This window comes from Pseudomonas sp. P39-UII1, assembly GCF_039672635.1.
Classification (GTDB): Bacteria; Pseudomonadota; Gammaproteobacteria; order Pseudomonadales; family Pseudomonadaceae; genus Aquipseudomonas.
On sequence record NZ_JBDFPP010000003.1, the window covers coordinates 50,961 to 68,091 of the forward strand.

Genomic DNA, 17,131 nt, shown 5'->3' on the forward strand with positions numbered 1-17,131 from the left:
AATTTTAGGCCGTGCCCGGGCAGGCATGACTAAACTTGGGGTATAGAGGCTAACCAGGTGACGACAGGTGATCGCTCGCTGCTGGCGCTGGTGGTTGCTGGTGCTGATGCTCGGCCTCGCCCCGGGCGGCCAGGCCGCGCCTGGGGCCGTCTGGGTACTGAGCGTCGACGGTGCCATCGGCCCTGCCAGTGCCGACTACGTGCTCCGTGGCCTGGACCAGGCCCGGGGTCAGGGCGCGCAACTGGTGGTGATCCGTATGGACACCCCCGGCGGCCTGGACAGCGCCATGCGCCAGATCATCAAGGCGATCCTCGCCAGCCCCGTGCCGGTTGCCAGTTACGTTGCCCCTGGCGGCGCACGTGCCGCCAGCGCCGGCACCTACATCCTCTACGCCAGCCACGTCGCAGCCATGGCGCCCGGCACCAACCTGGGCGCAGCCACACCGGTACAGATTGGCGGCACACCGGGCGCGCCCAAGGATGACAAGGCCGAAGCGAACAGCGATGAGGCAACCCTCGCTCGCAAACAGGTCAACGATGCCGCCGCGTATATCCGTGGCCTGGCGCAGTTGCGCGGGCGTAATGCCGACTGGGCGGAAAAAGCCGTGCGCGAGGCCGTAAGCCTGTCGGCCAGCGAGGCGCTCAAGCAGAAGGTGATCGACCTGGTGGCCAACGACGTGCCAGACCTGCTGCGCCAGCTCCACGGCAAGACCCTGATCGCCGCTGACCAGCCGCGCCTGCTGCAAACCCGCGACGCCAATGTGGTCGAGCACCTGCCCGACTGGCGCACGCGCGTGCTGGCGGTGATCACCAACCCCAGCGTGGCGCTGATCCTGATCATGATCGGCGTCTATGGGCTGCTGTTCGAGTTCATGAACCCTGGCTCAAGCGTGGGCGGCGTGGTCGGCGGCATCTGCCTGCTGCTGGCGCTGTATGCCCTGCAGCTGCTGCCGGTGAGCATCGCTGGCTTGGCGCTGATCCTGCTCGGTATCGTCTTCATGATCGCCGAGGCGTTTCTGCCCAGTTTTGGCGTGGTCGGCTTTGGCGGCATCGTGGCGTTCGTGGTGGGCGCAGTGATCCTGATGGACACCGACGCCCCCGGCTTCGGCATCCCACTGGCACTGATTGGCAGCCTGGCGCTGCTCTCGGCACTGCTGATCGGCGGCGTGCTGGGCATGGCGCTGAAGACCCGCAGGCGCGCACTGGTGAGCCCCGACGCTGGCCTGGTCGGCAGCCTGGTCAGCGTTACCCAGGTGGTGGCAGACAACCCGTTCTGCGGTTCGGTACAGGCCCAGGGCGAACAATGGCAGGTCCAGTGCACCACGCCGCTGCAGCTCGGCCAGCACGTGCGGGTGACCGCACGCCACGGCGTGACGCTGGAAGTCAGCGCTGCCGCCCCTTCCGCGCAAGGAGAATGACGATGTTCATGCAATTGGGTTTCGGCGCCCTGCTCATGCTGCTGGGCGTGTTGCTGCTGTCGGCATTTCGCATCCTGCGAGAGTACGAGCGCGGCGTGGTGTTCCAGCTGGGGCGTTTCTGGCAGGTGAAGGGGCCTGGGTTGATCCTGCTGATCCCGGTGATTCAACAGATGGTCAGGGTCGATTTGCGTACCGTGGTGCTGGATGTGCCGCCACAGGATGTGATCACCCGCGACAACGTGTCAGTGAAGGTCAATGCGGTGCTGTACTTTCGCGTGCTCGACCCGCAGAAGGCGATCATCCAGGTCGAGGACTTTCTGGTCGCTACCAGCCAGCTCGCCCAGACCACCCTGCGTGCGGTGTTGGGCAAGCATGAGCTGGACGAACTGCTGGCCGAGCGTGAACAGCTGAACCTGGATATCCGCCAGGTACTGGACGCGCAGACCGATGCCTGGGGCATCAAGGTGGCCAATGTCGAGATCAAGCACGTCGACCTCAACGAATCGATGGTCCGCGCCATTGCCCGCCAGGCCGAGGCCGAACGTGAACGCCGGGCAAAGGTGATTCACGCCGAGGGCGAATTGCAGGCATCGGAAAAGTTGATGCAGGCCGCGCAGATGCTCAGCAAGGAGCCAGGGGCCATGCAGTTGCGTTACATGCAGACGCTGGGGTCTATTGCTGGCGACAAGAGCTCGACCATCGTGTTTCCAATGCCGCTGGATTTGCTCAAGGGGATGATGGAAAGGCCGAAATGACAGGGGCCTCATCGAGGCCCCTGCAATCCATCAGATCGGCGCGCGGCGAAGCGTTGCCAGGAACGTCGCCGCACCAATGAACAGACCGGCAAAGGTACGGTTCAGGCGCTTCTGCTGCTTGGGCGTACGCAGCAGGCGCAGCACCCGAGAAGCCAGGCCGGTGTAACCCGCCATCACCAGCAGGTCGACGCTGATCATGGTCACGGTGATCGCGACATACTGCGGCAACAGCGGCGCATGCGGGTTGATGAACTGCGGCAGCACCGCCAGCATGAACACCAGCGCCTTGGGGTTGCTGACGTTGACCAAGAAACCTCGGAACACCAGGCTAAGCGGTTTGCCGATGGGGCGCACGCCGGATTCTTCGGTCATGTCCATCGGCAACGCACGCCATTGCTTGTAGGCGAGGTACACCAGGTAGGCGACACCAAACCACTTGATGAGGGTGAAGGCAGTGGCGGAAGCCGCGAGGATGGCGCCGACACCGGCGGCGATGATGGCGATCTGCACGATCAGGCCGATCTGCAGGCCTAGTGCGTTCCAGTAACCGCGCCAGAAACCATATTGCAGGCCGCTGGACATCGAGGCGATTGCCCCGGCCCCTGGTGAAAGGCTGATCACCCAACACGCGGCAAAGAAGCCTAACCACACTTCCATCGACATCACACACCTCGCTCGAACATATGTTGCAAAACGTTAAGCTAAAGTGTTGGCGAAAAAATGACCAGCAAATTCTGTGGGATTTTTGTTGCCACGCCAGCGCCCTCGCGGGGCAACCCCGCGCCCACAAAAGCATAGTGATGTGGGAGCGGGCTTGCCCCGCTAAGGCGCCGGCACTGGCGACATCAAATCAGGACAGTGCTTCCAGCTCGGCCTGCATGCTTTCCAACGTCTCCAGCGCCTCCATCCAGCCCTCTTCAAGCTCGCTTTCGCGCTGCTTGAGCTTGGTCTGGCGTGCCAGCAGATCGCGCAGTTCGTCCTTGCGCGCCGCGTCGTACAGGCCGCTGTCGCCCAATGCGGTTTCGATCTCGGCCAGTTGCGCATGCACCTGGTTGAGCTCGGCCTCAAGCTTGTCGGCAGCCTTCTTGTGCGGAGCCAGTTGCTGGCGCAGGGCTGCTGCGGCCTGGCGCTGGGCCTTCTTGTCGGTCTTGTCCGGGTTGACCGGCGCGTTGCTCACCGGCGCGCTGCGCTGGCGGTACTCGACCAGCCAGCGACTGTAGTCGTCCAGGTCGCCATCGAAGGTGTCGACCTTGCCATCGGCCACCAGCAGGAAATCGTCGGTAGTGCTCTTGAGCAAGTGACGGTCGTGGGAAACCACCACAACTGCCCCGGCAAACTCCTGCAATGCCATGGTCAGCGCCAGGCGCATTTCCAGGTCAAGGTGGTTGGTCGGCTCGTCGAGCAGCAACAGGTTCGGTCGTTCCCAGGCGATCAGGGCCAGGGCCAGGCGGGCCTTTTCACCCCCGGAGAAGTTCACCACCGGCTCGTCGACGCGGTCGCCATGGAAGTCGAACCCGCCCAGGAAGTCGCGCAAGGTTTGCTCGCGCTCGGTCGGCGCGATGCGCTGCAGGTGCAACAGCGGGCTGGCCTTGTCATCCAGCGAGTCGAGCTGGTGCTGGGCGAAGTAGCCAACGGCCAGGTTCTCACCCAGCACCAGGCGCCCCGACAATGGCTCGAGCTCACCCGCGAGGTTCTTGATCAGGGTCGACTTGCCGGCGCCGTTGGGGCCGAGCAGGCCGATCCGCGCACCGGGCACCAGCTGCAGCTTGACCTTGTCGAGGATGGCTTTGTCGCCATAGCCGAGACGGCCTTCGGACAAGCTCAGCAGCGGGCTGGAAATTTTATGCGACTCGCGGAAGACGAAGTCGAACGGCGAATCGACATGCGCCGCCGACAGCTCTTCCATGCGCTCCAGGGCCTTGATCCGGCTCTGCGCCTGGCGGGCCTTGGTGGCCTGGGCCTTGAAGCGGGCAATGTACTTTTCCATGTGCGCGCGCTGGGCCTGCTGCTTCTCATAGGCTTGCTGCTGCTGCGCCAGGCGCTCTGCGCGAGTGCGTTCGAAGGCGGTGTAGCCGCCTTTGTACAGGTTGAGCTTGCGCTGCTCGACATGCAGCACATGGTCGACCACGGCATCGAGGAAATCGCGGTCGTGGGAAATCAGCAACAACGTGCCCTGGTAGCTCTTGAGCCAGTCTTCGAGCCACAGGATCGCATCGAGGTCCAGGTGGTTGGTCGGCTCGTCGAGCAGCAACAGGTCGGACGGGCACATCAGCGCCTGGGCCAGGTTCAGGCGCATCCGCCAGCCACCGGAGAAGTCGCCGACGCGGCGGTCCATCTGCTCGTTGGTGAAACCAAGGCCGGCCAGCAATTTGCGCGCGCGGGCATCGGCGGTATAGCCGTCGGCGCTTTCAAGCTCACTGTGCAGGCGTGCCAAGGCAGTGCCGTCGTGCGCAGTCTCGGCCACGGCCAGCTCGGCCTGGACCTTGCGCAGGCGCGCGTCGCCATCCAGCACATAGTCCACCGCCAGGCGGTCGAGCGTGTCGACCTCCTGCCGCATATGGGCAATGCGCCAGTCACCGGGCAGTTGGCAGTCGCCGGAGTCGGGCGACAGCTCACCGCGCAGCAACGCGAAGAGGCTGGATTTTCCGGCGCCATTGGCGCCGATCAGGCCGGCCTTGTGACCGGCGTGCAGGGTCATCTCGGCGCCTTCTAGCAAGCGCTGCGGACCACGCTGTAAAGTGAGGTTGGATAGTCTGATCATGATGGTCGCGGAGTCTACCAGCTTCCTCGACCCGGAGCGTGAGTGGAATGATGCACACCGACCTGTGGAATCACGCCCTGGCCCTGTATGCCAGGCCGGGCGTTGAAGAGGCCTGCCTGAGCGTGCAAGCGCTGGGCGGCGATGTTTGCCTGCTGCTGTGTGCAACGTGGCTGCAAGGGCGTGGGGTTGCGCTGGATGCCGAGCGCGCGCAGGCCTTGCGCGCACTCGCGCAACCTTGGCAAACCCAAGTGGTAACGCCGCTACGCGAGCTGCGCCGGCAATGGCGCACGGCGGCGCAGCAAGACCCACACCTGGCAGCATTGCGTGAACAGGTGAAAGGCCTGGAACTGCAAGCGGAGAAAGAGTTGCTGCAACGGCTTGAAGCCTGTGCGCAGCAATGGCCTGCAGGCGCGCGCGGGCCCGCAGATGATTGGCTGGCCTGGCTGGCGCCCGACCAGGCCTGTGGCCACGACGCGCTAGAACGGATGCGCGTCGCGGCCGCAGCGCTTCAGGAAGCCGAAGACGGCGACTGAGCTGGAGCGCTGGCCGGTGCTGCGGGTGCCGAGGTAGCAGGACCTGCAGAGTTGGTCACGGCTGCACTGGTGGCTGGCGCGGCCGGCTTGGTTTCAGCTGGCTTGCTGGCGACCGGCTTGGCGGCGGCTGGCTTGGCAGCAGGTTTGGCTGGTGCCTTGGCCGGAGCCTTGGCGGCAGGTTTAGCGGCAGGCTTTGCAGCGGCAGGCTTTGCAGCAGCTGGCTTGGCGGCGGTTGCTTTAGCCGGTGCTTTGGCAGCGGCCGGTTTGGCAGCAGGCTTGGCGGCGGCGGCTTTGGCCGGAGCTTTGGCAGCAGCAGCTTTGGCAGGGGCTTTGGCAGCGGCTGGCTTGGCAGCAGCAGCTTTGGCAGGGGCCTTGGCAGCTGCAGGTTTAGCCGCAGCAGTTTTTGCCGGGGCCTTGGCAGCAGCAGGTTTAGCCGCAGCAGTTCTTGCCGGGGCCTTGCCAGCGGCTGGTTTGGCAGCGGCGGCTTTGGCGGGCGCCTTGGCCGCAGCTGGCTTGGCGGCAGCGCCGCGGGCTGGGGCTTTGGCAGCAGCGGCCTTCGCCGGCGCCTTGACGGCAGGTTTTGCGGCTGGCTTCGCAGCAGTTTTGGCCGCGGTCCTGGCAGGCGCTTTTGCGTTTGCGGCAGCAGGCTTGGCCGCTTTGGCCGATTTGGCCGTCACCGCGCGCTGGTCCAATGCCTTGCCAGCTGCCTCGCGTACTTTGCCAACGCCCTGGGCCAGTTTCAGGCTTTCCTGAGCATCGCGTTTGAGTTGCTGGATATAAGTGCGGGTTTGGGTCTGGCGGTCTTTGAGCGAGTCCAGCAGCGACTCAAGTTCACCAATCGCTTTCTGTGCTTTACCTTGTGCCTTGGCTTTGCCTGCCTTGGCCGAGTCCTGCAACTTCAGGCGACCGTTGTGCAGTTTTTCCTGGGCCTTGCCACGCTGCTTTTCCAACTTGGCCAGCAGTTTTTCCGCATCAGCCAGCGCTTGCGAGCAGGCATCTTCCAAGTGTTCGAGCAGGCTGCCCGAAAGTTGCTGGAGCAGGTGTAACGGCGTACTTACTGGCTTCTTCTTGGCCGACATGGTTTACCTCCTGGCTGACGAGATTGCGGCTCATACTATGCTTCTGCTGCTACCGCCGCTAGGGCATGTTGACAGTCTCATTAGCGCCGCGTTGCATGCCTGGGCAAAGTTGTTATCTTGCAGCTCCGTGCAAGTGTAGTTGCTTAACAAATCGTTGCCGATATTTAGGTAAATCACGCCAGCAAGGCTGGCATACTTCGCAGCTATTGAGTTCGGAGTTGAGCATGCCTCGTTATCTTGTTTTCGGCTTATGCCTGGTGGTTCCCTTCGCCCAGGCCGCCGCCGAACCGTCCCCCGCCAACGATCATGATCTGGCCTACAGCCTTGGCGCCAGCCTGGGTGAGCGCCTGCGCCAGGAGGTGCCGGGCTTGCAGCTGGACGCGCTGGTCGACGGCCTACGCCAGGCTTATCAGAACGAGCCTTTGAAGCTCGGTAAAGCGCGCATGCAGGCCATTCTCCAGCAGCACGACGAGCAGGCGAACAGTGCCGCCGAGCAAGCCGAAGTGGCAAAACTGCAGGCCGTCGAAACGCGCTTCATGGCCAACGAACGGGCACGCGCCGGCGTGCACGAGCTGCCTGAAGGCGTGCTTTACAGTGAACTGAAAAGTGGTAGCGGTGCGCAGCCCAAAGCCAATGGCAAGGTGCAGGTGCGCTATGTGGGCAAGTTGCCGGACGGTTCGGTGTTCGACCAGAACCAGCAACCCCAGTGGTTCAACCTGGAGTCAGTGATCGAAGGCTGGCAAGTGGCGCTGCCGCACATGAAGGCAGGGTCGAAATGGCGCCTGGTGATTCCGTCTGCACAAGCCTACGGAGCCGAGGGCGCAGGTGACCTGATAGCGCCCTACACGCCACTGGTGTTCGAGATAGAACTGCTGGCGGTCGGCGACTGACGCCGACCCTCAGGCCTCGACCGCGCCCTCTTCCTTGTGCGCGGTATGCAGCACCTCGATCAGGCAGTCCTCGAGCTCGAAGCGCTCGTGCAGCAGGCTACCCAGTTTGCCCAGCTTTTCGGCGAAGCGTTCGGTGTCGGTGCATTCGCCTTTTTCGCAGTGGTCATTGAAGGCCAGTGCAATCTGGGTAATGTCGTTGATCCGTGGGTTGATTTCTTCGGCCAGCTTCAGCGCCTTTTCGTCACCGAATGCCTTGGCCTCGGTAACCAGTTGCTCGCTGACTTCAAAGTGCCAGGCCGACACGTAGTCGACCAGCACCGCGCAGAAATCGCGGTTCTTGTCCTTGTCCGCAAATGCCGGTTTGGCATCGCGCAAGGCACGAAAAGCCTGGACCAGCTCCTCTCGCTCCTTGAGCCAGCGGTCGATCAGCTTGTGAACCCCACCCCAGCGTTCCTGGGCGTTCTGACAACTATCGAGCATGGCGATCTCTTCCCTTCTGGGTAGATGCCGCTGCACCTCGCACCACGACCGTGCGGCACAAAGGTGACATCAGCAGGACGGCATCGAGCAGTTGTGTTTTCGGTATGCGTGCTGGGAGATTATTCCCGCACGTGCTGCCCATCAAGGTACGCAGCAGACAAAGTTCATACAAGTGTTTAATACCCTTACCCGCCACCGCCGGTCGTGCTATCGCTCGGCGCTTGCGCTGGGTCAAGCATTGGCCAGTGTGCGGAAACGATACGCCAGCAGGCAGGTCAAGGGCAGCGCTGCCAGCAGCAGGAACGCCAGGAGGCTCCATTCGGGCAACGTCAGGTCGAGGAAGCTCCACGTCAGCGAGGCGCAATCCGGGCTCCCCAGTAACAGCTGGTGGGCAGCTTCACTCCAGGAACGCTCCATTAGCTGCCGAATCGTTGCAGGGCACGCATGGCCTATGCCACCCGCGCCCTGCAACCAGACATGCCGCGCAGCCAGCAGAGCCCCGGCTGCAGAACACCCTAGCGCCGCCCGGGCGTACTGACGAATGCCGTAAATGCCCGGCTTATGCACTACCGCGCACAGGCAGATCACGGCATGCACGCCCAACAGGAAGCGCTGGCTGAAGCACAGCGGGCACGGTATCAGCCCCAAAGTGGTTTCCAGGTAGAAGGACACGATCAGCACAGCCAAGGAGGCTATGCAGGCAGGTAGGAAAAATGTGCGCAGTCGGGCCGGCAACATGAGAGGTGGTGGTCCGGGCAATTGAAGTGGTTTGAAACGGTAGAGGAAAGATGGCCTTTGTTTCAAGGCGCGACAGGGACGAGAAGTCACTGAGAGACAGGAGAAATTTCTACCTGAGCAGTAGGAAATTTCTTAAGGACGGCAACGCAGATGAAACATTTGCGGCTGGATAAATCGACAACACCATGAGCCCGCCGCCTGTGCGGGCTCATGGGTAGATCAGGCGCGTACGCCCTCAGGCAACGGCAGCGCCAACAGTCGTTCATCCAGCAGGCCAAGGCCCTCCTGGAACAGCTGGTTGCTGCGCTCGGTCTCGCCCAGGCCAGCCAGCAGTCGGGCCAGCTCGGCACAGGTCTCCGGGTTGCGTTCCATACGCAGGCTGCTTTCAAGATAGTCTCGCGCCTTGCCCCACAGGCGGTTCTGCAGGCTCAGGCGGCCAAGGGTAAGCAGCAGGCTCGGGTCCTGGGGATGAGCCTTGAGCCAGCCTTCGGCCGTTTGCAACTGGCGCGCCGGGTCGTCACCACGCACCAGGCCATACAACCGTGCCAGGTGGCTTTCGTACTCACGCTTGAGGGCAGTGCGCAGCACCTGCTCGGCTTCACCCTGGGCCCCCACCTGGCGCAACTGCTCGGCATAGGCCAGCACCAGCCGCGGTTCCTGGCGCTGGGCGGCAGTCAGCTGTTGCCAGGCCCGCTCAAGTGCCTGGCGGGCGCTCTGCTGATCATCCCCACGGGTGGCGGCGAGCCCCAGGTTCTGGCCCCACGCCCGCTGCTCCAGCGCGGCGAGCTCTTCGGCCGGTAGCACCTTGCCCTTGCGCAGGTCTGGCAACAGGCGAATCAACGCCGACCAGTCGCCCCGCTCCAGGTACAGGCGCTGCAGCAGGCGCAACACCTGGTTGTTGTGCGGGTGCCGCTCCTGCATCGCCAGCAAGGTTTCCAGTGCAGCATCGCTTTCGCCACGGTCCATCTGCAGCTGCGCATGGGTCAGGGCGATGGCCAGCTCGGCCTGAGGCTGGCGCTCCAGAGCGCGCTCCAGCAGGTGGTCGCTGTCTTCCTTGCGGCCCTGCTCATTGGCAGCACGGGCGGCACCGAGGTAATACAACAGCGGCTGGCGCTCCGCCTCGGCAGCGCGGTGCAGGTGGCGCTGGGCGCTGGCCCAACGGCCTTCTGCGAGGTCCAGCTGGCCTTGTTCGATGGCAATGCGAATACGGCGGCTGCGGTTACGTCGCGACCACGGGTTGACCACACCACTGGAGGTCAGCACCAGCCCGACCAGGTAGCGCAGCAGCAACAGCAGTACAACCACGGCGACCAGCGCCGCAAGCGCCGCCCATAGCCCTGACTGATAGCGGAAGCTGCCATACGAGATCAACACGTAGCCACTGTGCTTGGCCACGGCGATGCCCAGTGCCGCAGCAATCACGATTGCCAGCACGGCCAGCAGGTAGACACGCTTCATGGCTTGCCCCCTTCACCCTCGGCGGGCAGATGGCGCCGCTGTATATACGTCTGCACCGCGGCCAGGCTTTCGCTCAAGTCCGGCGTAACCACCGAGACCGGCTGCTCGGCCAGCGCGTTGAGGCTGTCGAGCATGGCCTTGCTCTGTGGGTTGTCAGCGTTGAAGTTGGCCAGCAGCACGCTGCGCGCATCATCCAGGGCCTGGGTATAGACCTTGGCCTCACCGTTGAGCGCTGCCCACTGGGCTTGCTCGATGGTCAGGCTCAGGGCCAGGCGCAGTTGGTTGAGTGACTGGCCCGCCAGCAATGGCCGCACGTTGTCGTCGGCATTGAAATCGATCTGGAAGTACTTCGATATCTCTGCCCACCACTGCGACAGCCGGCTGGCGCCATCGCCATCGGCGGTCAGGGCGCCGAGCGCATCGGCATTGCTGTCGAATTCCGGCGACAGGGCGCTCAGTTGCTGCACCAGTTCACGCTGGGCCGCCAGCTTGAGGAACAAGCCGGTACGGTCCGGTTGCTGGGTGCTGTTGAGCGTTGCCAGGCTGCGCGACAATTGCTCGCGGGCGGCAAACGAGCCTGGGTCGCTCTGCTCGCGCAGAATCTCGTCGGCGCCTTCGACCAGGGCCTTGGCGCTGGTGATGTCCTGCAACGCTGACAGCCGCAGGGTGGCCAGGCGCAGCAAGTGCTCGGCCTCTGCCAGGCGCCACTCCTTGCGGCTTTCACCGAGCACGGTTTCCACCCGCTGGCTGAGGCGCTGCTGATCACCTTGCAGCTGCGCCACCAGGCGGCGGCGGTCTTCCAGCTCGCTGGCGGCCGGCAGGCTGGCCAGCTGGGCGCTGATCTGTTGCTCGCGCTGCTGCAAGGCTGCCGCACGCTGGTTCAGCGCTTCAAGGTGCTCGCCTTGGCTCAATTCACTGCCTTGCAGATGACGCACCTGCCAGACTCCCCACCCGCCCACGGCGACCCCGGCCGCGCCCACCAACAGCGCCAGCAAGGCAAGGCCAGTGCCGGAACGTTTGGCGGGTGGTGGGGTGACGGGTTGCGCCGGCTCCTGGGCCGACGGCTGATCATTGTGGGACAAGACAGTTTCGCTCACGTATCCATCCTTTGCATGGGGGCGCATCGCTCTGAGCTTAGCGCCTTAAGAGGCAGGTGCAGCGCTGCGCTGCACGGCTGCCAGCAAGGCCGCGGCACTCGCGCCACGGCAATCCACAACCTGTTGGGCCCCTGCGGCCCTGGCCTGTTCGGCGACCCGTGGGCTTGGCACGAACAACGGCAGGCGCGCCACGCGCGGCCAGTCGGCAGCCGCCAGCTGCTGCAAGTGTTCAAGACCCTGCCCACTGCTGACCACCAGGCCGTTGAGGCGTTCCGCTTGAATGCGGTGCATCAACGTACCTGCCGGGTACGCCGGCAGGCAGCGACGATACAGTTCCAGATAATCGACACTAGCACCTTGCTCTGCAAGACGCTCGGCCAGCAGTTCGCGACCTCCCACACCACGAACGATCATCACGCGTGCCCCTGCAGGTGCGATCGCCTGACGCAGGGCGGGGAGCGCGAGCAATGCCTCGCTATCGTCGCCTTGCGCAGGGCAACTCACCTTCAGGGCGGCCGAGCGGAGCACCGCCGCCGTCGCCTCACCTACGGTGAACCAGCCTGTTGAGGGGGGCTGCACGCCTGCTTGCTGAAGGTGTTCGAGCAGCAACCTGGCCGCCGGTTTGCTGACCACGATCATGGCCTGGCACTGCGCCAATGCCGCAAGCCGCTGGTGGTGCTCGGCGCCCAGCTGTACCGGTTCGATCGCCAGCAAGGGCAGGCAGCTGCTGGCCACGCCGGCAACTGCCAGGCTCTGCGCCAGCGCCGCGCAGTCTTCTTCAGGCCGGGTCAGCAGCAGGCGCCAGGGGCTCACGGGTGCCCGGCCTCGCCGTAGACTTCCTTGAGGATGGCTTCAGCACCTTGCCCCAGCAGGTCTTCTGCGACCTGCACACCCAAGGCTTCGGCGGACGAACGAGGCGCACGGGCATCAGCCACCAGCAGCGTACCGCCGCTGGGCTGGCCAACCAGGCCACGCAGCCACAATTGCTCGCCTTCAAGCACGGCGTAACACGCGATCGGCACCTGGCAACCGCCATTCAGACGCTTGTTCAGGGCACGTTCGGCCACCACGCGGTCAGCAGTGTCGAGATGGTGCAAGGGCGCCAGCAGTGCGTGGATCTCGGTGTCTGCGCTGCGGCACTCGATGCCCACCGCGCCCTGGCCACCGGCCGGCAGGCTGTCGTCGACGCTGATGCTGGAGGTGATGCGGCCCTCGAAGCCCAGCCGGATCAACCCAGCCGCGGCGAGGATGATGGCGTCGTACTCACCGGCATCAAGCTTGGCCAGGCGCGTGTTGACGTTACCACGCAGGAAGCGGATGTGAAGGTCAGGGCGGCGTGCCAACAGCTGGGCCTGGCGGCGCAGGCTGGAAGTACCGACGATGCTGCCGGCGGGCAGTGCTTCGAGGCTGGCGAAATGGTTTGAAACGAACGCATCACGCGGGTCTTCGCGCTCGCAGATGCAGTACAGGCCCAGGCCTTCAGGGAAGTCCATGGGCACATCCTTCATCGAATGCACGGCGATGTCGGCTTCATTTTCCAGCAGGGCGGTTTCCAGCTCCTTGACGAACAAGCCCTTGCCACCAATCTTGGCCAGTGGCGCGTCGAGCAGCTTGTCACCGCGGCTGACCATGGGCACCAGGGTCACCAACAAACCAGGGTGCGCCTGTTCAAGGCGGGCTTTGACGTATTCGGCCTGCCACAGGGCCAAGGCACTTTTACGGGTGGCAATGCGGATTTCGCGAGTGGACATGGAACGCCCCGATGCTTAGGAATACCGCCGATGATAACAGCTCCGTCGGTACCGCTAGCAGATGAGGGCATCATCCAGTTCTGCCTGTTGTGCCCCCATCACCGACAAGCCGGCGATGAGGGCCGCAGCGCTCAGAGCGTCTGCATCATCTTGCGCACGCCAGCCACATGCCGCCGGCTGACCGTCAAGGCATCACCGTCCAAACCTTTGAGAAACAGCTGGAAATGCCCCAGTGGCGTGCGCTGCAGGCGTTCGATGCGCTCGCGGGCTACCAAGGCGTTGCGGTGGATTCGCACGAAGCGTTCGCCGAACTCGTCTTCCAAGGCCTTGAGCGGCTCATCCAGCAGCACTTCACCGGCCTCGTGGCGCAACGTCACATACTTGTGGTCAGCTATGAAATAAATGACCTGGGGCAAGGGAATCAGCTCGATGCCCTTGCGCGTACGCGCACTGATATGGCTGCGCGGGCCGCCGCCTTCACTGCCCGGCCGAGTCAGCGCGGCCAGCTGCCCGCGGTTGGGTTTTTCGGCCTTGCGCAGGGCATCGCGCAGGGTTTGCGGCTGGATCGGCTTGGTCACATGGCTGAGGGTGCTGTCCTTGAAAGCCTCGGGGCCATATTCATCGTCGCCCGTACAAAACACCACCGACGGTGGCGCCTCGCGCTCGCACAGGCGAGCCGCGACCTGAAGGCCATCGAGGCCCGGCATGCCGATGTCCAGCAGGACCACATCGGGCTTGAGGCTTTCGATCAGAGCCAGGGCCTCCTCGCCGTTGGTGGCGCTGGGCTCCAGCACGGTGTACCCCTCCAGTTCCCCGAATAGCCGCGTGAGGCGATCACGGGCTTGGGGTTCGTCATCAACGATCAGGACATTCATAATTGCTCTGGATTCCTGAGTGAGTCTCGCACAGGTCTAGCGTAGACAGATGCAGGTCGAGCGACACTGCGGTCACGCTCTAGACCGATACGAAGGCCAAAGATTCACTGAGCCAGCAGATTCACTGCCAGTCCTTTGTCCAACTGTAGACGGTCCGTGGAACACTGCCGTTCAATCGTTGAATATCGTTTGCACCTGCCCCGCGCTGGGTTTTCTGGCTGTTTCTATCGACCGGCGTCCTTCGGCGACACGCTCAACCCTGCTATTATCGGCGCCACTTTTTCGTTCACGCCTTCAACGAGTGAATCCATGAGCACCGACAAGACCAATCAGTCCTGGGGCGGCCGCTTCAGTGAACCCGTCGACGCCTTCGTCGCCCGCTTCACCGCCTCGGTCGATTTCGACAAGCGCCTGTACCGCCACGACATCATGGGTTCGATCGCCCACGCCACCATGCTGGCGCAGGTCGGCGTACTCAGCGACGCCGAACGCGACACCATCATCGATGGCCTGACCACCATCCAGGGTGAAATCGAAGCGGGCAATTTCGAATGGCGCGTCGACCTCGAAGACGTACACATGAACATCGAGGCGCGCCTGACCGACCGCATCGGCATCACCGGCAAAAAATTGCACACCGGCCGTAGCCGCAACGACCAGGTCGCCACCGACATCCGCCTGTGGCTGCGCGACGAGATCGACCTGATCCTGGCCGAGATCACCCGCCTGCAGCAGGGCCTGCTGGAGCAGGCCGAGCGTGAGGCCGAGACCATCATGCCGGGCTTCACCCACCTGCAGACCGCCCAGCCGGTCACCTTCGGCCACCACCTGCTGGCCTGGTTCGAAATGCTCAGCCGCGACTACGAGCGCCTGGTCGACTGCCGCAAGCGCGCCAACCGCATGCCTCTGGGCAGCGCCGCACTGGCCGGTACCACGTACCCGATCGACCGCGAGCTGACCTGCAAGCTGCTGGGCTTCGAAGCCGTGGCCGGTAACTCGTTGGACGGCGTTTCGGACCGTGACTTCGCCATCGAATTCTGCGCGGCCGCCAGCGTGGCGATGATGCACCTGTCGCGCTTCTCCGAAGAACTGGTGCTGTGGACCAGCGCCCAGTTCCAGTTCATCGACCTGCCCGACCGGTTCTGCACCGGCAGCTCGATCATGCCGCAGAAGAAGAACCCGGACGTGCCAGAACTGGTACGCGGCAAGACCGGCCGCGTGTTCGGCGCCCTGACCGGCCTGTTGACCCTGATGAAAGGCCAGCCGCTGGCCTACAACAAGGACAACCAGGAAGACAAGGAGCCGCTGTTCGACGCCGCCGACACCCTGCGCGACTCGCTGCGTGCCTTCGCCGACATGATCCCGGCCATCAAGCCCAAGCACGCGATCATGCGCGAGGCGGCCCTGCGCGGCTTCTCCACTGCCACCGACCTTGCCGACTACCTGGTGCGCCGCGGCCTGCCGTTCCGTGACTGCCACGAGATCGTCGGCCACGCCGTGAAGTACGGCGTCGACAGCGGCAAGGACCTGGCCGAGATGAGCCTGGACGAACTGCGCCAGTTCAGCGACCAGATCGAGCAGGACGTGTTCGCCGTGTTGACGCTGGAAGGCTCGGTGAATGCCCGTAACCACATTGGTGGTACTGCGCCTGCCCAGGTGCGCGCTGCCGTTGTGCGCGGCAAGGCATTGCTGGCTTCGCGCTAAGCGCCATTGCGAGGGCTTCGCCCTCGATCGCCGGCAAGCCGGCTCCCACAATGACCGCGCCGCGCTCAAGCGGTGCCCAATCCCTGTAGGAGCCGGCTTGCCGGCGAATGGGCTGCAAAGCAGCCCCTCTTCAGATCAGCGCTTGCCGCTGCGGATCATCTCCATGAAGGCCGGCATTGCCGCCTCCTTGTCCGCCAGAATCTTCGCCATGTGCGGGTTCTCGCGCATTTTCTCCAGCAACGCCTTCGCCTGCGGGAAGTCCGCGAGGAAGTCGATGTTCAGCACCTTCTTGCCCACGGCGTAAGCCAGGTCGACCGAGAAGCAAAACATCAGATCAGCCACAGTCAACGCCTCACCCGCGACATAAGGTGCAAAACGCCCGTTGCGCTTGAGCGTGGCAAAACCCGCCAGCAGGTCGGCACGCGCCCGCTCCTTGATCAGCGGTTCGACCGCCGCCCCAAAGAACGACTCGGCATAGCAGGTACGCGCCGGCAGTTCGATATACAACTCGATCTCCTTGAGCAGCTCACGCACTTTCGCCTGTTCGAATGGATCGGCCGGCAACAGCGCCTTGCCGCCCTGCGTCTGCTCGATATAGTCGAGAATCACGCTGGTCTCGCTGATGAAGCCGTGTTCGGTTTCCAGCACTGGCACCTTGCCGCGCGGGCTGACTTCCAGCGCTTGCGGTGCCTGGCCGCCGTAAAAAGTGACCTCTTCGAACGGCAAGCCTTTTTCCAGCAGGGCCAGCTTGACCATGTTGTAGTAGTTGCTGACCGAGAATCCGTGAAGCTTGAGCATGGGGTAACAGCCTCCAGGCCGTAAGGGGTTGGCTGGGCTGTTATAGCCCCTGGGGCTGCGCCTTACCAGCATCATGCTCCCGGTCGATGACCGGGCATTGCCGGCGCGGGCGTGGCAAACTGTGCGCCCCACCACAGGAGTACCGCCATGAGCGAGCACGACGAAATCGACAATGACGACGAAGCCTTCGCCGAGGCGACGCTGACCCAAGCCATCGAAAACCAGATCGAAAGCGGCGAGCCACCGGCAGCAAAGGCCACCTTCAACAAGCTGAGCCTGGTGGGCTACGAGCGCGAGGACATCCTGAATCTCATGGCCCACGTCCTGGCCATCGAAATCGACAACATGCTCGACGAGGACCGCCCGTTCAACACTGAATGGTACGAAACCGCCCTGCGCGCGCTGCCCGAGCTGCCACCTGAGGCAGATCAAGGCGAGGACGAATAACCCGACTACACTCCAGGGTCAGGCACCGCTGGCGGTGCCGCCATCCTTGTCTGGAAGTCAGGAGTCGCCATGTCCTTCACCCCCGAACTGATCGCTGAACTGGAAGTGCTTGCCCTGTTCAACCTGGACAGTCACCAGGAAGGCATCAAAGTTGGCAGTAACGCTTCCCCTGCCCTGATCGCCGCAGCCAAGCGCCTTCATGAAAAAGAGCTCACCGACCAACCCGATGGCGGCTACCTCACCAGCCTCGGGACTGATGCGGCTGAAAGCGTCCAACTGTTGCTGACCATCCTCAAAGCACCGCAACCGGCATAACCCTGTACCGGCCTCTGCGCGGGGCAAGCCCGC

18 protein-coding genes are annotated in these 17,131 nt (G+C 63.7%); 7 read left to right on the top strand and 11 right to left on the bottom strand.

Annotated features, from left to right (window positions below; all coding sequences use genetic code 11):
* Nucleotides 1-67 precede the first annotated feature (67 nt).
* Complete coding sequence (locus tag ABEH27_RS05405; RefSeq protein ID WP_346612575.1) at nt 68-1,417, top strand: nodulation protein NfeD; 1,350 nt, start codon at nt 68-70, stop codon at nt 1,415-1,417.
* 2 nt (nt 1,418-1,419) lie between these two features.
* The gene (locus ABEH27_RS05410; protein WP_346612576.1) at nt 1,420-2,172 is read left to right on the top strand and encodes a slipin family protein; all 753 of its coding nucleotides are present in this window, start codon (nt 1,420-1,422) and stop codon (nt 2,170-2,172) included.
* Between the two features lie 30 nt (nt 2,173-2,202).
* Here the strand turns inward: ABEH27_RS05410 and ABEH27_RS05415 are convergent, their stop codons facing one another.
* The gene (locus tag ABEH27_RS05415; RefSeq protein WP_346612577.1) at nt 2,203-2,835 is read right to left on the bottom strand and encodes a LysE family transporter; all 633 of its coding nucleotides are present in this window, start codon (nt 2,833-2,835) and stop codon (nt 2,203-2,205) included.
* A gap of 187 nt (nt 2,836-3,022) precedes the next feature.
* Nucleotides 3,023-4,933, bottom strand: coding sequence for an ATP-binding cassette domain-containing protein (locus tag ABEH27_RS05420; protein ID WP_346612578.1), 1,911 nt, complete (start codon nt 4,931-4,933; stop codon nt 3,023-3,025).
* 50 nt (nt 4,934-4,983) lie between these two features.
* On the opposite strand from ABEH27_RS05420, the gene ABEH27_RS05425 reads away from it, so the two are divergent.
* Nucleotides 4,984-5,466, top strand: coding sequence for a TIGR02444 family protein (locus tag ABEH27_RS05425; protein WP_346612855.1), 483 nt, complete (start codon nt 4,984-4,986; stop codon nt 5,464-5,466).
* Here ABEH27_RS05425 and ABEH27_RS05430 read toward each other — a convergent pair.
* Nucleotides 5,442-6,545 (bottom strand): AlgP family protein, encoded by a 1,104-nt coding sequence (locus tag ABEH27_RS05430; protein WP_346612579.1) that lies wholly within the window; start codon nt 6,543-6,545, stop codon nt 5,442-5,444. The two genes, ABEH27_RS05425 and ABEH27_RS05430, sit on opposite strands and share 25 nt — an antisense overlap.
* A gap of 224 nt (nt 6,546-6,769) precedes the next feature.
* On the opposite strand from ABEH27_RS05430, the gene ABEH27_RS05435 reads away from it, so the two are divergent.
* Nucleotides 6,770-7,435 carry an FKBP-type peptidyl-prolyl cis-trans isomerase gene (locus ABEH27_RS05435; protein WP_346612580.1) on the top strand — a complete coding sequence of 222 codons (666 nt, stop codon included), beginning with the start codon at nt 6,770-6,772 and terminating at the stop codon, nt 7,433-7,435.
* Nucleotides 7,436-7,444: 9 nt separating this feature from the next.
* Here the strand turns inward: ABEH27_RS05435 and rsd are convergent, their stop codons facing one another.
* The 7 genes from rsd to ABEH27_RS05470 form a co-directional block, all read right to left on the bottom strand.
* Nucleotides 7,445-7,915: a sigma D regulator gene (gene rsd, locus ABEH27_RS05440; protein WP_346612581.1), complete on the bottom strand. Its 471-nt coding sequence runs from the start codon at nt 7,913-7,915 to the stop codon at nt 7,445-7,447.
* Nucleotides 7,916-8,146: 231 nt separating this feature from the next.
* Nucleotides 8,147-8,653, bottom strand: a complete 507-nt coding sequence (locus ABEH27_RS05445; protein WP_346612582.1) for a disulfide bond formation protein B — start codon at nt 8,651-8,653, stop codon at nt 8,147-8,149.
* Nucleotides 8,654-8,872: 219 nt separating this feature from the next.
* Entirely contained in the window at nt 8,873-10,111 is a 1,239-nt protein-coding gene (locus ABEH27_RS05450) for a heme biosynthesis HemY N-terminal domain-containing protein (RefSeq protein ID WP_346612583.1), read from the bottom strand.
* A complete protein-coding gene (locus tag ABEH27_RS05455; RefSeq protein WP_346612584.1) occupies nt 10,108-11,208 on the bottom strand; it encodes a uroporphyrinogen-III C-methyltransferase in 1,101 nt (366 codons plus the stop codon). Before ABEH27_RS05455 ends, ABEH27_RS05450 begins: the two co-directional genes overlap by 4 nt.
* A gap of 45 nt (nt 11,209-11,253) precedes the next feature.
* Nucleotides 11,254-12,021: a uroporphyrinogen-III synthase gene (locus ABEH27_RS05460; RefSeq protein WP_346612585.1), complete on the bottom strand. Its 768-nt coding sequence runs from the start codon at nt 12,019-12,021 to the stop codon at nt 11,254-11,256.
* Nucleotides 12,018-12,959, bottom strand: a complete 942-nt coding sequence (hemC, locus tag ABEH27_RS05465; protein WP_346612586.1) for a hydroxymethylbilane synthase — start codon at nt 12,957-12,959, stop codon at nt 12,018-12,020. The genes ABEH27_RS05460 and hemC overlap by 4 nt, the downstream gene beginning before the upstream one ends.
* A gap of 131 nt (nt 12,960-13,090) precedes the next feature.
* Nucleotides 13,091-13,834: a LytTR family DNA-binding domain-containing protein gene (locus ABEH27_RS05470; protein ID WP_346612587.1), complete on the bottom strand. Its 744-nt coding sequence runs from the start codon at nt 13,832-13,834 to the stop codon at nt 13,091-13,093.
* 309 nt (nt 13,835-14,143) lie between these two features.
* Between ABEH27_RS05470 and argH the strand changes: the two genes are divergently transcribed.
* A complete protein-coding gene (gene argH, locus ABEH27_RS05475; RefSeq protein ID WP_346612588.1) occupies nt 14,144-15,538 on the top strand; it encodes an argininosuccinate lyase in 1,395 nt (464 codons plus the stop codon).
* 135 nt (nt 15,539-15,673) lie between these two features.
* On the opposite strand, the gene ABEH27_RS05480 is transcribed toward argH, so the two are convergent.
* Nucleotides 15,674-16,336, bottom strand: a complete 663-nt coding sequence (locus tag ABEH27_RS05480) for a glutathione S-transferase (RefSeq protein WP_346612589.1) — start codon at nt 16,334-16,336, stop codon at nt 15,674-15,676.
* Between the two features lie 147 nt (nt 16,337-16,483).
* On the opposite strand from ABEH27_RS05480, the gene ABEH27_RS05485 reads away from it, so the two are divergent.
* Together ABEH27_RS05485 and ABEH27_RS05490 are read left to right on the top strand one after the other, a co-directional pair.
* Nucleotides 16,484-16,783: a hypothetical protein gene (locus ABEH27_RS05485; RefSeq protein WP_346612590.1), complete on the top strand. Its 300-nt coding sequence runs from the start codon at nt 16,484-16,486 to the stop codon at nt 16,781-16,783.
* A 69-nt stretch (nt 16,784-16,852) separates the two neighbouring features.
* Nucleotides 16,853-17,098: a TIGR02647 family protein gene (locus ABEH27_RS05490; RefSeq protein WP_346612591.1), complete on the top strand. Its 246-nt coding sequence runs from the start codon at nt 16,853-16,855 to the stop codon at nt 17,096-17,098.
* The last annotated feature ends 33 nt before the right edge of the window (nt 17,099-17,131 follow it).

Bases quoted from the DNA above. Each gene is read 5' to 3' on its own strand.
- ABEH27_RS05410 (WP_346612576.1), top strand. From the start codon at position 1,420: ATGTTCATGCAATTGGGTTTCGGCGCCCTGCTCATGCTGCTGGGCGTG.
- ABEH27_RS05415 (WP_346612577.1), bottom strand. From the start codon at position 2,835: ATGTCGATGGAAGTGTGGTTAGGCTTCTTTGCCGCGTGTTGGGTGATC.
- ABEH27_RS05420 (WP_346612578.1), bottom strand. From the start codon at position 4,933: ATGATCAGACTATCCAACCTCACTTTACAGCGTGGTCCGCAGCGCTTG.
- ABEH27_RS05425 (WP_346612855.1), top strand. From the start codon at position 4,984: ATGCACACCGACCTGTGGAATCACGCCCTGGCCCTGTATGCCAGGCCG.
- ABEH27_RS05430 (WP_346612579.1), bottom strand. From the start codon at position 6,545: ATGTCGGCCAAGAAGAAGCCAGTAAGTACGCCGTTACACCTGCTCCAG.
- ABEH27_RS05435 (WP_346612580.1), top strand. From the start codon at position 6,770: ATGCCTCGTTATCTTGTTTTCGGCTTATGCCTGGTGGTTCCCTTCGCC.
- rsd (WP_346612581.1), bottom strand. From the start codon at position 7,915: ATGCTCGATAGTTGTCAGAACGCCCAGGAACGCTGGGGTGGGGTTCAC.
- ABEH27_RS05445 (WP_346612582.1), bottom strand. From the start codon at position 8,653: ATGTTGCCGGCCCGACTGCGCACATTTTTCCTACCTGCCTGCATAGCC.
- ABEH27_RS05450 (WP_346612583.1), bottom strand. From the start codon at position 10,111: ATGAAGCGTGTCTACCTGCTGGCCGTGCTGGCAATCGTGATTGCTGCG.
- hemC (WP_346612586.1), bottom strand. From the start codon at position 12,959: ATGTCCACTCGCGAAATCCGCATTGCCACCCGTAAAAGTGCCTTGGCC.
- ABEH27_RS05470 (WP_346612587.1), bottom strand. From the start codon at position 13,834: ATGAATGTCCTGATCGTTGATGACGAACCCCAAGCCCGTGATCGCCTC.
- argH (WP_346612588.1), top strand. From the start codon at position 14,144: ATGAGCACCGACAAGACCAATCAGTCCTGGGGCGGCCGCTTCAGTGAA.
- ABEH27_RS05480 (WP_346612589.1), bottom strand. From the start codon at position 16,336: ATGCTCAAGCTTCACGGATTCTCGGTCAGCAACTACTACAACATGGTC.
- ABEH27_RS05485 (WP_346612590.1), top strand. From the start codon at position 16,484: ATGAGCGAGCACGACGAAATCGACAATGACGACGAAGCCTTCGCCGAG.
- ABEH27_RS05490 (WP_346612591.1), top strand. From the start codon at position 16,853: ATGTCCTTCACCCCCGAACTGATCGCTGAACTGGAAGTGCTTGCCCTG.